This window comes from Paenibacillus rhizovicinus, assembly GCF_010365285.1.
GTDB lineage: Bacteria > Bacillota > Bacilli > Paenibacillales > Paenibacillaceae > Paenibacillus_Z > Paenibacillus_Z rhizovicinus.
This window is the reverse complement of record NZ_CP048286.1, coordinates 5,867,575-5,883,282: the sequence shown is the minus strand read 5'-3', so window position 1 is coordinate 5,883,282 and position 15,708 is coordinate 5,867,575. Positions and strand designations below refer to the sequence as shown.

General features: G+C 55.7%; 15 protein-coding genes and 1 tRNA gene. 1 reads left to right on the top strand and 15 read right to left on the bottom strand.

Annotated features, from left to right (window positions below; all coding sequences use genetic code 11):
• Window positions 1-20: 20 nt before the first annotated feature.
• From GZH47_RS26200 to nrdR, 3 genes are all read right to left on the bottom strand, one after another.
• Window positions 21-96: transfer RNA gene (locus tag GZH47_RS26200), tRNA-Ala, on the bottom strand.
• A gap of 210 nt (window positions 97-306) precedes the next feature.
• Window positions 307-1,323, bottom strand: coding sequence for a glycoside hydrolase family 130 protein (locus tag GZH47_RS26195; protein WP_162643942.1), 1,017 nt, complete (start codon window positions 1,321-1,323; stop codon window positions 307-309).
• 223 nt (window positions 1,324-1,546) lie between these two features.
• Window positions 1,547-2,011: a transcriptional regulator NrdR gene (nrdR, locus tag GZH47_RS26190; RefSeq protein ID WP_162643941.1), complete on the bottom strand. Its 465-nt coding sequence runs from the start codon at window positions 2,009-2,011 to the stop codon at window positions 1,547-1,549.
• A 135-nt stretch (window positions 2,012-2,146) separates the two neighbouring features.
• On the opposite strand from nrdR, the gene GZH47_RS26185 reads away from it, so the two are divergent.
• A complete protein-coding gene (locus GZH47_RS26185) occupies window positions 2,147-2,362 on the top strand; it encodes an alpha/beta-type small acid-soluble spore protein (RefSeq protein ID WP_162643940.1) in 216 nt (71 codons plus the stop codon).
• 69 nt (window positions 2,363-2,431) lie between these two features.
• On the opposite strand, the gene GZH47_RS26180 is transcribed toward GZH47_RS26185, so the two are convergent.
• From GZH47_RS26180 to GZH47_RS26125, 12 genes are all read right to left on the bottom strand, one after another.
• On the bottom strand, window positions 2,432-3,010 hold the full coding sequence (locus GZH47_RS26180) for a lytic transglycosylase domain-containing protein (protein WP_162643939.1): 579 nt from the start codon (window positions 3,008-3,010) through the stop codon (window positions 2,432-2,434).
• The gene (gene coaE, locus GZH47_RS26175) at window positions 3,007-3,603 is read right to left on the bottom strand and encodes a dephospho-CoA kinase (RefSeq protein WP_162643938.1); all 597 of its coding nucleotides are present in this window, start codon (window positions 3,601-3,603) and stop codon (window positions 3,007-3,009) included. Before coaE ends, GZH47_RS26180 begins: the two co-directional genes overlap by 4 nt.
• A 117-nt stretch (window positions 3,604-3,720) precedes the next feature.
• On the bottom strand, window positions 3,721-4,428 hold the full coding sequence (locus GZH47_RS26170) for an MntP/YtaF family protein (RefSeq protein ID WP_162643937.1): 708 nt from the start codon (window positions 4,426-4,428) through the stop codon (window positions 3,721-3,723).
• Window positions 4,429-4,525: 97 nt separating this feature from the next.
• Complete coding sequence (gene mutM / locus GZH47_RS26165; protein WP_162643936.1) at window positions 4,526-5,410, bottom strand: DNA-formamidopyrimidine glycosylase; 885 nt, start codon at window positions 5,408-5,410, stop codon at window positions 4,526-4,528.
• A gap of 65 nt (window positions 5,411-5,475) precedes the next feature.
• On the bottom strand, window positions 5,476-8,139 hold the full coding sequence (gene polA / locus GZH47_RS26160; RefSeq protein WP_162643935.1) for a DNA polymerase I: 2,664 nt from the start codon (window positions 8,137-8,139) through the stop codon (window positions 5,476-5,478).
• Window positions 8,140-8,303: 164 nt separating this feature from the next.
• Window positions 8,304-9,476: an EAL domain-containing protein gene (locus GZH47_RS26155; RefSeq protein WP_162643934.1), complete on the bottom strand. Its 1,173-nt coding sequence runs from the start codon at window positions 9,474-9,476 to the stop codon at window positions 8,304-8,306.
• Window positions 9,473-11,059, bottom strand: coding sequence for a GGDEF domain-containing protein (locus GZH47_RS26150; protein WP_162643933.1), 1,587 nt, complete (start codon window positions 11,057-11,059; stop codon window positions 9,473-9,475). Before GZH47_RS26150 ends, GZH47_RS26155 begins: the two co-directional genes overlap by 4 nt.
• Window positions 11,060-11,221: 162 nt before the next feature.
• A complete protein-coding gene (gene phoU, locus GZH47_RS26145; protein ID WP_162643932.1) occupies window positions 11,222-11,881 on the bottom strand; it encodes a phosphate signaling complex protein PhoU in 660 nt (219 codons plus the stop codon).
• Between the two features lie 20 nt (window positions 11,882-11,901).
• Window positions 11,902-12,660 (bottom strand): phosphate ABC transporter ATP-binding protein PstB, encoded by a 759-nt coding sequence (pstB, locus tag GZH47_RS26140; protein ID WP_162643931.1) that lies wholly within the window; start codon window positions 12,658-12,660, stop codon window positions 11,902-11,904.
• A gap of 16 nt (window positions 12,661-12,676) precedes the next feature.
• Complete coding sequence (gene pstA, locus GZH47_RS26135) at window positions 12,677-13,564, bottom strand: phosphate ABC transporter permease PstA (RefSeq protein WP_162643930.1); 888 nt, start codon at window positions 13,562-13,564, stop codon at window positions 12,677-12,679.
• A complete protein-coding gene (gene pstC / locus GZH47_RS26130) occupies window positions 13,561-14,505 on the bottom strand; it encodes a phosphate ABC transporter permease subunit PstC (RefSeq protein ID WP_162643929.1) in 945 nt (314 codons plus the stop codon). Before pstC ends, pstA begins: the two co-directional genes overlap by 4 nt.
• Before the next feature lie 105 nt (window positions 14,506-14,610).
• A complete protein-coding gene (locus tag GZH47_RS26125) occupies window positions 14,611-15,555 on the bottom strand; it encodes a phosphate ABC transporter substrate-binding protein PstS family protein (protein WP_162643928.1) in 945 nt (314 codons plus the stop codon).
• Window positions 15,556-15,708 lie beyond the last annotated feature (153 nt).

Here is a 15,708-nt window from a genome sequence, read left to right as displayed (position 1 = left end):
TGCCGTTCATGTGTAAGGTATGGTGGAGAATAGGGGGCTCGAACCCCTGACCTCGTCGCTGCCAGCGACGCGCTCTCCCAGCTGAGCTAATTCCCCGTGCAAGATACTGGTATTTAATTCTTCATGAGTCACGTTTTTGAAAGGTGACGACAAGAAAGAGTATATCATGCTAACGCTAACTTGCACAAGCCTTTCCCACAAAATTTTAAAAAAATATTCAGAGGGACTGCCGTACGAAATTCGTATGGAATTCCATACGTCAGCCCTCCACTTTACGCTAATAGGACCATCACGTATTCAATCGAATTACTTGCCTTCGCTTTCCGCAATAATGTAGTCCACCAGCTCGTCCAGCGGAACCGTCGCGAGACAGATCGCCGTATCGGTGCAGCCATAGTAGATGTACAGCAAGCCGTCTTTCACCACGTTGGCCGTCGGGAAGACGACATTGGGAATGAACAGGCCGAATTTCTCGTAGTACGTTTCCGGCTCCATGATGAATCCCGGCGCACGCGCGACGATCTTCTCGGGATGCTCCAGATCCAGCAGCATGGCCCCGACGCGGTAGACATGATCCTCGCCCACGCCGTGATACAGCGTCAGCCAGCCTTTATCCGTCTTGATCGGCGGCGTCGAGCCTCCGATCTTCTTGTATTCCCAATCCGCCTCAGGCACGGCGAGCAGGATCGGAGCGTCCCAATCGATCAGGTTGTCCGAATACGAAATCCACATGGCCGGCTTCTCGGTGCCGTATGCTTCGCCGATGTATTCTTCCGGACGGCGGAGCAGCGCATATCTGCCGCCGATTTTCTCCGGGAACAGAATGTTGTCGCGGTCGTTAATCTCAAGAGGCGTCGTGTCGCAGAGGAACTCCCAGTTGATGAGATCTTTGGATGTTGCGATGGACGAGCGCGTGAGCCAGTCTTCCGGCTTGCCCCAGCCGTTCGGGTACTCCGGCTTGGCATTGTTCGGAATGCCGACCCCTGTCGGATAATAGCTCATGGAGCAAGGACGCAGCGCATAATTCATATAGAACGTATCGTCGATCTTCACGACGCGCGGGTCCTGGATGCTGCCGTACGGGAATCCAAACTGCTCGGGATGGATAACCGGCTTGTCCAGCACGTGACGAAAGTTAACGCCGTCCTCGCTCTCCAGCAGGCCGAAGAAGCACTGGAACGGATCCAAACTGCCTGCGGTACGCTCGATCATATAGAATTTATCGTTCTCGATAATGACGGCGGGATTGAACACGGTCGCTTTGCGCCAATCGTACAAGCCCGGCGTGACGATCGGATTTGATTCGCAACGGGTAATTTTCATGAATACGGCCAGCCTTTCCCTAGATGAAATGGTTGATTCGACAAGAATGAACAGAACGTACCTATTGTAATCGCTATCGGCGAAGGTTTAAAGAGTCGTGCGCAAATCGCTGTATTCATGACAACTATTGAAGACACCGCAACCACCCCCGCTGTCAGCCCATGCAAAAAAACCTGCCCGCCGCATGAATGCATGCAGCGAAACAGGTCATGGGGGATTGAAATCAAGACAACGTATCCTTCGACAGCAAGCTGTTCAGTTCTTTCATGAACATGTCGATGTCCTTGAATTGACGATATACCGATGCGAATCGGACGTAGGCCACTTCGTCTACGGGATACAGCTGGGACATGACGAGCTCGCCGATTTCGCGGCTCTCCACTTCCGCTTGAGCGGTCGTCCGCAATTCTTTCTCCGCTTCGGACACGATAATCTCGAGCTGATCGACCGATACCGGCCGCTTCTCGCAAGCACGGATCAATCCGCGCAAGATCTTGTCGCGGCTGAATTCTTCCCGGCTTCCGTCTTTCTTGATGACGATCAGCGGAGTTTCCTCGACCATCTCGAACGTGGTGAACCGCCGCGTGCATTTCTCGCATTCACGGCGGCGGCGTATCGATTTATTTTCGTTAGCGGGTCTGGAATCGAGCACTTTCGTCCCAGCATAGTCGCAATACGGGCATTTCATCGTCTAACTCCTCCGTCTAATCGCGATGCGAATTCAATCTTTTTTATTTTTTGCAAATTCCCAATCGTTACCTGTAATGAAAACGGCAATAACGCACATAATACAGTTACCAACCGCAAGGAGGTGAACGAACGAATGGCTAACAACAGCGGAAGCAGCAATCAACTCGTTGTTCCACAAGCTAGCGCTGCATTGGACCAAATGAAATATGAGGTTGCCCAAGAGCTTGGTATCTCTCTTCCACAAGATGGATACTACGGCAATATCACAACCAAAGATGCCGGTTCCATCGGGGGCAGCATCACTCGCAAATTGGTACAAATCGCAGAGCAATCTCTTGCAGGTCGTTAATCGAAGGGTTTAAACGCAAGCTTTGGCTGGTTGCCTATAACGGCAGCCGGTCAAAGCTTTTACGTTTCCTTACGATTTGCGAATGTCGGGGTAGAGCTTCATGTACTTATTATAATAATAAATAACCCGCTGTATATAGTGTCTTGTTTCCCCGAAAGGAACCTGATCAACCGATTCAAGCTGGCCGTCCCACGTTCCGTCGGAAAGCCATTCGTTTACCCTTCTCGGACCGGCGTTATAGGCCGCGATCACTTTATACATATTCCCCTCGAACTGTTCGTTCAATTCGTTCAGATACCAGGCCCCGACCTCGATTCCGGCTTCAGGCTGCTTCGAAACCGACTCTACCGTCACGTCCTTGAATCCGCCCTTCTTGATTGCCCAGCTTGCAGTATCCGGCATCAGCTGCATAATGCCGACCGCGCCGACGCTCGATACCGCCTCGGGTTTAAAATTCGATTCTACGCGTATGATGGCTGCGACCAGATGAGCGTCCAGCTCGTAGTTGTCCGCGCTTGCGGCAATCGCTTCGCGGTAATGCACGGGGTAGAGCCAGCGGCTCATCCATTCCGAGCGGACAAACAGCAGCGCAAGCATCGCCATAACCAAGATGAGTAATATTCGCCTGCGCGCCCGGTTTCTTCTCATGGCAGACCCTGCTCTTCCCAGAACCGGTCGACCTGCTGCTTCGTATCTTCCAACGTTCCGCTGTTGTCGATGACGAAATCCGCCAGGCTGCGCTTCTCTTCGATGTCCATTTGCAAGGCGATTCGCTGTTCTGCTTGTTCGAGCGCGAGTGCGTTTCGTGCCATCAGGCGCTGCGCCTGAATGTTTCTCGGCACATAGACGACCATCACCGCGTCGTACAGCTCGGCTTGTCCTGTTTCGTACAGCAGCGGTATATCCGCTATGATCAACTGCTTCGGATCTTCCGCTTCGTATGCGTGAATCTGCGCCCACATTCGGCTGCGAATGGCGGGATGCAGAATCGATTCCAATACCGTCAAACGCTCGCGGTTATCGAACACAAGCTTGCCGACTTCCGCCCGGTTCATCGTGCCGTCTTCATTCAAGACGGCTTGTCCGAACGCGGAGACGATCGCCGCCAACGCGGGCTCGCCGGGAAGCACTACTTCCCGGGCGGCCTGGTCGGCATCGACAAGCTTGGCGCCGCGGGCGACCAGCATCGCGGATACCGTGCTTTTACCGCAGGCGATCCCGCCGGTTAATCCAAGTTTCAAAGCATTCACCTCGTAAGCATCGCAATTCGCAAGCAAGGATGTCTAACCTGTGTTATTACTTATCCATGTCTTTGATTATATAGGTGAAGAATTCCGGCGTTCCGACCAACCGTAACGTTACATGAGCCGTATCAGGCCCATGACGATCAGCATGATGCCTGGCAGCACAGCCATCGCGCGCATGCCTTGCCACGCCGCGAACCGGAAACCGAGCCGCATGCCCGCCAGCAGGAACAATCCGCTCGTCGTACTGATGACTAACGCCGTCAGCAGCGGGTTGAAGCCGACCATCGCCGCACCGAGCCCCGCGCCGAAGCTGTCGAGGGACAGCGCGAAGCCCAATAGTATCGCTTCCGAGGACGAGATCACGCCCGACCGGTCCACGTCCGCGATTTGCGGCTTCCGCAGGATTTGGATGACGATGCCAAGCCGTTTCAGCTCCAGGTTGATGATCGTAGAAGCCGTCGCTCGCAGTTCGTCGTCAGCCGGCTCCGTGATCGCCGCAGCCGGTTCGGGCTGCTGCTCTTCCTCCGGCGAATCGGCGTTCGCGCGCCGACGCTGCCACCATTGGTAGATCGCGTACGTGCCGATCATCATCAGCAAGACTGCACCGATCCATTTGGCCGTCATCGGCGACATATAGCCCGACAATAACGAGCCGATCTGCATCGCCAGCCAAACGACGAGCCCCGAGCAGAAAGCGATGATGCCGATCGACAATACAGGAATGCGGATACGCCTTAGTCCGTAGGTAACGCCGACTCCGAATCCATCCAAGCTCACGGCAAAAGCAAGCAGCAGCAAGGAAAACGCATGAATGAGCACGTTGATGTCCCTCCCATGAAGACGATAATGCAAGTTCTGTGCATTCGCCTAGAAAACATGAATGGTACATCATATGCGGTTCATCGCGTCTCGTGCTTTATTTGACGCGGAGCTTGGCTTTGCCTTTGCCAGCCTTGGTTCTGCCGGGCTTCCCCGCAAACGGCTGGCAAGCGGGGCAAGTATGCGTGCCCCGTCCGCCGACGACCGTCTTGACGATCATTTCGCCGCAGCGCGTGCATGGCTCGTCGCTCCGCCCGTATACGAGCAGCTGATGCTGGAACATCCCCATCTCGCCTTGGCCGTTGACGTATGACTTCACGGACGAGCCGCCGGCTTCGACCGCCCTTCCGAGCGTTGCCCGAATCGCTTCGTACAGCCGCGCCCACTCGGGTGCCTTGAGCGTCGACGCCTCGCGCTCGGGATGGATGCCCGCCGTGAACAACGCTTCGTCTACGTAGATATTGCCGAGGCCGACGATATACGCCTGATTCAGCAGCAGCGGCTTGATCTTCGTCGAGCGATGCGCGACTTCTTGCTTGAATGCTTGCAGCGTGAACGCTTCGTCCAGCGGCTCGATGCCCAGCTTATTGAGCGGGGCTTGCGCCAAATCCTCGCCTGGCGCGAACAAATGCATCGTGCCGAATTGACGGACGTCTTTGTAGCGCAGCTCCGTGCCGTCATCGAAGTGAAACCTGACGTGCGTGTGCAATTCCACAGGCTCGTCCTCCCCAAAAACGCCGTACCGCCCTTCCATCCGCAAATGCGAGACGAGCACGAGGCCGTCAAGCAGGATTCGAAGGAACTTACCCCTTCTCTCCACGGATTGAATCGTATGCCCGGCAAGCGCTGCCGCGAAAGCCTCGGGCTCCGCGGGACGCTGTATGATTCTCGGCAGCGAGACGGTGACCCGCTCGATCCGTTTTCCTCCAACTAATTCGTTCAGCGTACGCCGAACCGTTTCAACCTCAGGTAATTCCGGCATCCGAATAGTTCCCCTCCCATGCCAATGATTCAACCACCATTATACGACATGAGCGCCGGAAAGTCTTATTTCGCTTCGTACCAATTGTCGCCGTAACTTACATCCGCCCGGAGCGGCACGTCGAGCGCGATCGCGCTCTCCATGACTTCGGGCACGAGCGTCTTCATCAGCTCCAGCTCATCGGCCGGCACTTCGAAGACGAGCTCATCGTGTACCTGCAGCAGCATGCGGCTGCGCAGTCCGCGTTCGCGAAGCTCGGCGTCCATCTTCACCATGGCGAGCTTGATGATATCCGCGGCCGTGCCTTGGATCGGCGTGTTCATCGCCGTCCGTTCCGCGAACGAGCGAAGATTGAAATTCGATGCCTTGATCTCCGGCAAGTAACGGCGGCGCTCCAGCAAGGTCGTCACGTACCCGTCCTGCCGAGCCTGCGCCACGATGGTGTCCATGTACGTCCGTACCCCTTCGAATACGGCAAAATACTGCTCGATGAACTTCGCCGCATCCTTGCGCGTAATGCCGAGGTTGTTCGACAGCCCGAAGTCGCTGATGCCGTACACGATGCCGAAATTGACGGCCTTCGCCTGACGGCGCATGTTCGCGTCCACGTTCTCGGCCGTAACGCCGAAGACGTCCATGGCGGTCTTCGTATGAATATCCGCGTCTTCGATAAACGCTTGCTTCATCTTCTCGTCGCCGGAAATATGCGCGAGCACGCGAAGCTCGATCTGCGAATAGTCCGCGGCAAGGATCTTCCAGCCCGGCTCCGACGGCACGAACGCCTTACGGATGCGGCGGCCTTCCTCCAGCCGGATCGGAATGTTCTGCAGGTTCGGGTATTGGCTCGACAGCCGTCCCGTAGCCGCGATCGTCTGCCTGTAGTACGTGTGAACCTTGCCCGTATCGCGGCGGATCTCCTTGAGCAGCCCTTCCACGTAAGTGGACTGGAGCTTCGTCAGCTGCCGGTAGTGGAGAATCATCTTGACGATCTCGGAGTAAGGCTCCAGCTTCTCCAGCACCTCGGCGTCCGTGGAGTATCCGGTCTTCGTCTTCTTGATCACCGGCAGGCCGAGCTTCTCAAACAGTACCTCGCCCAGCTGCTTCGGCGAACCGATGTTGAATTCCATCCCCGCATGCGTATAGATATCGCTCATGTACCGGGTGATGCCCTTCTCCAGCTCGGCGCCGAGGTCTTCCAGCACGGCGGGATTCACTTGGATGCCCTGCTTCTCCATGCCCGCGAGCACGACGGCAAGCGGCTGCTCCAGCTCGTCGTTCAGCTTCGTCATGTTGCCTTTCTCCAGCTCCTCCGACAGCAGCGGCACCAGCCTGCGCACCGCATCGGCCTTGGCTGCCAAATGATTGGCCAGCGCTTCGCCTTCGGGTACTTGGAGGCGCGCTCCCTTGCCGTAGACGGCTTCGTCCGTCTGAATGGCGGACAGGCGATGGCGCTGAATGAGCGCCGCCAGCGTCTGGCTGGACTCCGTTGGATCCAGCAAGTAAGCGGCGAGCAGCGCATCGAACGCGATGCCGCGCAGCGAGATGCCGATCCAGCCCAGCGCAAGCTCCGCTTTGTGCAAATCGTAGCCGCGTTTCGGCGCTTTCTCGTCTTCCAGCCAGCTGCGGACCGGCGCCGACAGCGCGGGATCCATCAAATCGTCGTACGTCAGCACGGCGATCCGTTCGCCGTTCGCGATCGCGAGCCCGATCAATCTCGCTTGATGAGGATTATCCCCGATCGTTTCAATGTAGACGCTCTCTGACGAAGCCAGCAGCGACGCCAGCTCCGCCTTGCCGAGCGAAGCGGCGGATACCACTTCGTACGTCGGAGCTTCAGCCGGGACGCCTGCATCCGCGCCGCCGCCCGCTTCCGGAAGCGCCATTCGTTCGATCAGCGACTTGAACTCCAGTTTGCGGAACATATCGGCCAGCGTTTGCGCATCATAACCGCCGTAAGCCAGCTCATCGGTACTCTTCTCGAGCGGCACTTCACGGAAGATCGTTGCAAGCCGCTTGCTCATGACCGCGCTGTCCTGATGCGTCTCGACCTTCTCTTTCATCTTGCCTTTCAGGTCGGCCGTATTCGCAAGCACGCCTTCAACGGAGTCGTACTCATGGAGCAGCTTGAGCGCGGTCTTCTCGCCGACGCCCGGAATGCCCGGAATATTATCGGACGTGTCGCCCATCAGTCCTTTGAGATCGATGATCTGCAGCGGCGTCAGGCCGTATTTCTCCTTGATCTCAGCCGGATCGTACCGTTCGACCTCGCTCACGCCTTTACGCGTCAGCGCGATCGTGACGTGATCGGATGCCAGCTGGAGCATGTCCTTGTCGCCGGAAACGACGACCGTCTCCACGCCCTGCTCGTCCGCGAGGCGGCTAAGCGTGCCGATAATATCGTCGGCTTCGTAGCCGGACAGCTCATACTGCGCAATGCCGAACGCCTGCAAGAGTTCCTTCAGCACGGGGAACTGCTCCGACAGCTCGGACGGCGTCTTCTCCCGTCCGCCCTTGTACGCTTCATAACCTTCGTGACGGAACGTCACTTTGCCGGCGTCGAACGCGACGAGCATATGCGTCGGTTTCTCCTCTTCCAGCAGCTTCAGCAGCATCGTCGTGAAGCCGTAGACGGCATTCGTATGCAGCCCTGCCGAGTTCGTCAGCGGAGGCATGGCGAAGAACGCCCTATAGATGATACTGTTTCCATCAATCAACACCCATTTATCCATCGAAAAGGCACACCTCACCTTTAGTTTCCTAGTGCCTATAATACCACAAAGCGAACAAGCTTTCCCAATGAATCCCGCCTAAGCGGCGTATGCCGCCAAGCGGAATGATCGGAAAAGCTTGCACAGTTCAGGAGGACGCAGCATGGCATAATGTCTTGAAGCGGTTAGACGATGTACGGCGCGGGCCTGCCGAGCAGGAAGCCTTGCGCATATTGGACGCCAAGCGCCCGTATATACTTCAGTTCCTCCACTTCCTCTATACCTTCGGCGATCAGCTTAATGTCCATCTTCGCCGCCAGATCCGCGAACGTCTGCACGAGATGTCCCTTCATCCGGTCGAGATGAATGCCGCGTATCAAGGAGCGGTCGATCTTGATAAAGTCCGGCTGCAGCTCGACGATCGACTGCAGCGACGAATAGCCCGCGCCAGCGTCATCGATAGCGATCTGATAGCCTTGATTGCGATAATGCTGAAGAATCCGCTTCGCCGCATCGAAATCCTCAATGGAGGTCCGCTCCGTGATTTCGAACACGACATGATGCGGCGACAGGCCGTACTTTTGCAGCAGGAGAAGCGTTTGACCGGGCGAGAACGTCGGATCGTTCATGATTTTGGCCGTAATGTTGATGAACAGCTTGCGTCCGTTCGCAAGTCCCGCGCAGCCCTCGATCGCCTTCTCGCGGGCAAGCCGGTCGAGCGCGTATGTCAGCCCTTCTTCGTTGGCGAAATTGAAAAGGCCGAGCGGACCGTCGAACCAGCGGCTGCCGGGCAGCCGGGACAAGGCCTCATACCCGAAAAGCGCTTCCATATCGGGCTGTATCGCCATAATCGGCTGGTAGACAGGTTGAATGAGGCGTTCTTCCAAGATATGGTCGAGTGCCCGCCGCTTCAGGCTCCGTTCCGCCGCGTCGGTGGATTGGCCATGCACGATGGCGCGTTTGATACCGTCATAGAGCCGCTCTTCTTCGGAGGCAATGCCGCCGTCAAGAAAAGAAACGCCGGCATGCAGGCGCAGCTCGGGCACATGTCCGCCGAAAGCGGCATTCATGAACCGAGGCTCCCAATCCAATTGCAGGTCGTTCCCGATCTCGAGCAGCCGCTCTTCCTGCCTGTCCAGACGCTCCTGCGGCAGCGCGAAACAAACGAACAGATCGTCCCGCATCCACAGCCGGGATACCCCGTTCAATCCGCTCACGTTGTCCTCGTCAAGCACCTTCTCGGCAAATCGCCGCCAATCCGCCCGCAGCCTGCCTTTAATTTCGGCCTTCTCCTGTGCTTTGCCATGCCAGGCGAAGTAGATGATGCCCATGCTGTCGCTGTTTCTGCTAACGTTCACGTTTTTCCCTCTCCCAGATGCTTCTCGTATACATTGCCTGACACATAGGTGCTCCCGCTGATCGATTTGGCCTGCTTCTTCAATCGTGCCGCCGCCTGAGAAATCTTCGCGGTCGTTATCGGCTCCAAGCCATCCCACAACAGCAATGACAACGATAAGGTCACGCCTTCCTGTACCGCCGGGTTGCCGCTCCGGTCCGTGACGACGGGCAGCTCGGCGCCGCCGTAGTAGGCTTGAACGCCGCCATCAAAGCGGGCAATCATTAGCCGGCAAAGCTTCGCTGCATCCTCAACATCCGATAGAAGGATGAAATCGTCGCCGCCGATATGGCCGACAAAATCGTCCTTGCTGCCCGCGAGTCCCTGCGCATGCTGCAGAACCGCGGCCAGATAACGGATTAACTCATCCCCTTGACTGAACCCGAAACAATCGTTGAACCATTTAAAATAATCCAGATCGGCATACACGATCGCGAACGGCCGCCCGGCGTCGATACGCCGCTGCAGCTCTCGCTGTATGACCGCATTGCCGGGCAGGCCGGTGAGCGGGTTAGCCGTCCGCGCTTCTTCCGTCCGCAGCTGGGTGAGGCATTCCAGAATCGAGCGTATGGAAGCCGCCCCGATCAGCTTCTCGTCGCGCGTAATGATAACGACATGGTACAGCCGGGAAATATCCCGCGCCATCGCCATCTGGGCGACCTGCTCCACCGGCCAGCTCGCATCGACCACCAGCGCCTCTTCGTCCATGATTTTGGCGATGGGGCGGTTCCAATAGAGCGGGAGTCCGAATTGCCCGGCAAGCAGCTGATTCATGTTTTCCTTCATGACCAGTCCGAGCGGCCGCCCCTCGCTTGCGATGACCGCCCCTTGCACATGCTGATTCGACTCGAACATCCGCGCGAGGTCGGATACGATCGCGTCCGGATAGAAGGTCGGAATCGACTTCGCCAACGCCCCGATCGGAAAAGGCGACTGCCTGCCATGCTGGATCCGATCCGCTTGCGGGGGCAATCGATGATCGCTCAAGGCATCCGAACCCGGGTTCTGCATCTCATGGAGCGGCGGTCCGCCTAACAGGCCCTCATCCGTCGCAGCCGTTTGTTCGTGCGCCGCGAATGCATGCTCTTGTCGAAACCGATACCGCATCACGGCCGACAATGCTTCTTTGATGGCATTATAGACGGTTGCTTCGGCCGAACGACCGATGCCGGACGGAAAAGCAAGCGCAAATCCGATCGCAAATTCAGTGACGGCTCGCCGCTCGCTCCGCTGCTTGACCGCTTCCTCCTTCACGTACACGCGCCTCAGCCGTTCACGTAATCCTTCTACCGCGCGTTTAGTCAGCTTCTCCAGCTGCTCCTCCGACTTGCCCCGCTGCAGGAAATAATAGAAATCGTTCTCCATCCTGTACCGCCATGCGACCCGCCGCTGATCCTTCATCCAATCCAGCATGACCTCGTGCACGGAAGCCGAAGGATGACCTTGCACATGCACGATAATGACGCCGATGCCGCCATAATGCCATTGCTCTGTCAATCGATTTATCATTGTACGGTCCAATAGTCCATAACCAATTTCGTCCACAGGAATCCCTCTTAGGCTTAAGTCGTTTTGACTAGCGTATAGGGCTATTGTAGGGGGCGATTGTGAAGAGAACATTGTACTCTTGTTAAAATGATGTAAAAAATTGCATCCCCTTCGCAAAAAAAAACCAAGCGCTATTGGGCACCCGGCTCTCTCCTAACGTTATGCATTCAAGTCCGGACGCTTGCCCGTCACGAGATAGACGACGCTCTCTCCGATGTTCGTTGCGTGGTCGGCGATCCGTTCGATGTACCGGCCGACGAAAGTGATCAGACCTGCCTGCGTGATTGTCCGCGGATTCTCCATCATGACGCCGTACAGGTCGCGGATGACTTGTCCGAACAGCGCGTCGACTTGATCGTCGTCCTGCGCCATCTTGTACGCCAATTGCACGTTCTCCTGCACGTAAGACTGGATGGACTCGCGAATCATTTGCTGCGAAATCTCTGCCATCTGCGGCAGATCGACCAATGGCTTCACGAGCGTTTGGCCATCCAGGCGCACGACGACCTTGGCGATATCAACCGCCAGATCGCCCATCCGCTCCAGATCGTTGGCCATCTTGAACGCTACGAGAATGCGCCGAAGATCCTTCGCTACCGGCTGCTGCGTCGCGATGATCCGGGCTCCGATGAAATCGATGCTTTCCTCGATTTGATTCAACCTGAAATCGTCCGCGATGATCCGTCTTGCCGAGATCGTGTCCAGTTGTTCCAAAGCGCGCATGGCATCGCCCAATACTTTCTCCACGCGCGTACCCATCTCGACCAGCTTCTCTTTCAATTGATCCAAGCCGTCGTCGAGCTCTTTCCTTCTGATCATTCGCGGCGCCTCCTGTCAGGTTATCCGAATCGGCCGGAAATGTAGTCGTCCGTCGCTTTCTCGGAAGGATTGGTAAAGATTTTGTCGGTCTGATCGTATTCCACGACTTTGCCCATGTAGAAGAAAGCCGTTTTGTCCGATACGCGTGCCGCCTGATGCATGTTATGCGTAACGATGATGATGCTGAAGTCCTTCTTGAGTTCCGCAACCAGCTCTTCGACTTTAGCCGTCGAGACGGGATCGAGCGCCGAGGCCGGTTCATCCATGAGAATGACTTTCGGTTTAACCGCGATGGAACGCGCGATGCAAAGCCGCTGCTGCTGACCGCCGGAGAGCGCCAGCGCCGAGGAGTGCAGACGGTCTTTCGTCTCTTCCCACAACGCGGACTTCCGCAGGCATTCTTCAACGATTTCATCCAGCTGCTTCTTCTTGCGAATGCCGTGGTAGCGCGGACCGAACGCAATATTCTCGTAGATGGATTTATGGAAAGGATTCGGACGCTGCCACACCATGCCGATCTTCTGCCGAAGCAGGACGACATCGACGCTGGGGTCATTAATGTTTTCGCCGTCGATCCATATTTCCCCTTTTGTGCGTACGCCGCCGATCGTATCGTTCATCCGGTTCAGACTGCGCAGGAAAGTCGATTTCCCGCAGCCGGACGGTCCGATTAACGCGGTCACCTCACGGGGCGCGAATTCAAGCGACACGCTCTTGATCGCTTCCTTTTCGCCATAGAAAACACTCAGGTTTTGGGCTGATAGTCCAGTTGCTTGCATGCTTGTTCACTCTCCCCTATTTGGTCGCCGTAAATCTGCGGTGTAAAAATCTGCCGAACCATCTTGCCGAGAAGTTGAAGATCAGCACCATAATAATGAGCACGGCCGATGCGCCGGCTGCGATTTGCGAGGCGTCAGGCGCCAAGCCTTCGCTGTTGATCTTCCAAATATGAACCGCCAGCGTCTCGGCTGGACGGAATGGATTCAATGGCGAGAACGGACTAAGCGGATTCCAGTTCGTAAAATCAAGTCTTGGCGAGCTCATGCCCGCGGTGAACAGCAGCGCCGCCGCTTCGCCGAATACGCGGCCGGAAGCGAGAATGGTGCCCGTCACGATAGCCGGCATTGCGATCGGCAGCATGACGGAAGTGATCGTTTTCCAGCGCGAGAGGCCAAGCGCAAGGCTTGCTTCCTTCTGTTCGCGCGGAACGCCTTTCAGCGCCTGCTCGGTAATCCGCACCATCAGGGGCAGATTGAATACCGTCAACGCCAGGGCGCCGGAGAATAGCGAGAAGCCGAGGCCGAATACATTGACGATTACGAGCAAACCGAACAAACCGACTACGATGGATGGGAATGAAGACAATACTTCGACAATAAGGCGAATGGAATCCGTCAGCTTGCCCGGCTTCGCGTATTCGCTCATGTAGATGCCGGCGCCAAGGCCGAGCGGGATCGTAATAATCAATGTCAATACCAGCAAGAACAAGGAGTTGAACAGCTGCGGCCCAATGCCGCCTCCGGCTTTGATCGTTTGCGGACCGGAAGTCAAGAAGTGAAAACTAATATGCGGCAAGCCGCGGAAGAGGATATAACCGAGCAAGCCCGCCAGCAGAAGTACAATAAGTGCGGATACGGCTATTATGACGGCTGTTGCGATACGATCTGCGGTTTTGGCGCTCATCGGTTATTCCTCCTTTCCAGAAATCTGACGATAAAGACGAAGACGAATGTCATCGCAAGCAGAATCAGCGCCAGCGACCATAGTGCGTTATTATGCGTGGAGCCCGTGACCGTGTTGCCCATGTCCAGCGTAATGACGCTGGTTAAAGTCGAAGCGGATTCGAACAAGGAATGCGGAATGTGCGGCGCATTGCCGATAACCATTTGCACGGCGAGCGCTTCGCCGAACGCGCGGGACATGCCGAGCACGACGCCCGTCAACAAGGAAGGCAGCGTAGTCGGAATGACGAGACGGTAAATCGTCTGCCAGCGAGTTGCGCCGAGCGCGAACGAGCCTTCTTTCAAACCGCGCTGCAAGTTGGACAGCGCATCGGTCGCAATGGTCGTAATCGTCGGCAAAATCATGAACGAAAGCACGATGGCTCCGGCCGCGATCCCGATCCCTTGTCCAGGGAAGACGGAGCGCAGGAACGGCACGACGATGCTCAAGCCGACAAAACCGAAGACGACGGACGGGATGCCTGCAAGCAGCTCGATTACCGGCTGCAGCACGCGCTTGCCGAGACCCGGCATGATTTGCGTCATGAAGACCGCGGCGCAGCAGCCGAGCGGCGCAGCAATGATTGCCGCGAGCAAGGACGTACTGAAAGAGCCGAAGATGAAAGGCAATGCGCCGTACAACGGAATTTCGCCTTCCGGATCCCATTTGAGTCCGCTGAGCAGCCCGCCGAGGCTAACGCCGTCCGTAATAAACGTAGCCAAACCGTGGGAAGATACAAAATAGACAATGGCGGCGATTGTGACGACAAGCACGATAATGCACAATGTCGTAAACACTTTCCCTACCCATTCTTCCATAATATGCGGCTTAACTAATTTATGATTTGTTCTAGGTTGTATGCGGGACTGATCATGCGCAGCGGGCTGCTCCATTTGTTCCATCTCTCCTTCAGTACTAACATGGTCGGGCGACAGTCAAGAAGAGGCGGAATACTCCACCTCTGTCGACTGGATCGCTATTGAATCCTACTTGCTTCGTTATGAAACTTATTTCGTGATCGCGCCTGCTGCATCGCGTTTTACTTGCATTTTACCTACAGGGATGTAACCAAGTTCCGTTACGTCGCTGTTTTGTACATCGTCGCTCAGCATGTAGTCGAGGAATGCTTTCGTTACTGCGTCAGGCTCGCCTTTCGTGTACATGTGCTCGTAAGCCCATACTGGATACGCGCCGGACACGATGTTTTCTTCTTTCGGTTCAACGCCTTCGTATTTCACTGTTTTAACCGTATCGTCGAGGTAGGACAGAGCCAGGTAACCAATTGCTCCAGGCGTATCCGTTACGTATTTCTTAACTGTGCCGGATGCATCTTCTTGGATCGAACCCGCGATATCTTGGGAAGCCGTGCCAAGCGCGAATTTCTCGAACGTTTTACGCGTACCGGAGCTGCTTGGACGGTTGATCAGCGTGATTTTCTCGTCTTCACCGCCAACTTCTTTCCAGTTCGTTACTTTACCCGTGAAGATATCAACCAGTTGTTGTTTCGTCAGGTTATCGACGGTTACGCTTTTGTTTACGACTGCAGCCATTGCCACGACTGCTACTTGATGGTCAACCAGTTCTTTCGCTTTGTCAGCGTCAGCGTCCGTGAATTTCTCTTCAGCGAAGATATCGGAGTTGCCGATGCCCGCTTGGCCTGCTTGTACTTGCGTCAGGCCAGTACCGCTGCCGCCGCCTTGTACTTGAACCGTAATGCCGCTATATTTGGAGTCTTCCATGAATTTCTTCGATACTTGGTCGACCAGCGGTTGAAGCGCCGTGGAGCCTGCTGCCAGGATGGATCCGCTCAATGCTTCGCCGCCTGCGTTTGCATTGCCTGTGTTTGCCGTACCGCTATTTGCATTGCCGCCGTTATTCTCTTTGTTAGAGCCGCACGCAGCGAGACCGATCGTCAACATAAGTGCTACTACAATGAATAATGCTTTTTTCATTTGATTTCTTTTCTCCTTCCGCTGTCTTCGCGGTTATTTGTTTTACAAGACTTATTGTAAGGGGCGGTTATTAATTTGGTATTTTCGAAGTGTTAACGCAATGCTAAAAGTGTATAGAAAGTTTGAATAAATTATTGATCTATTATAAATTAA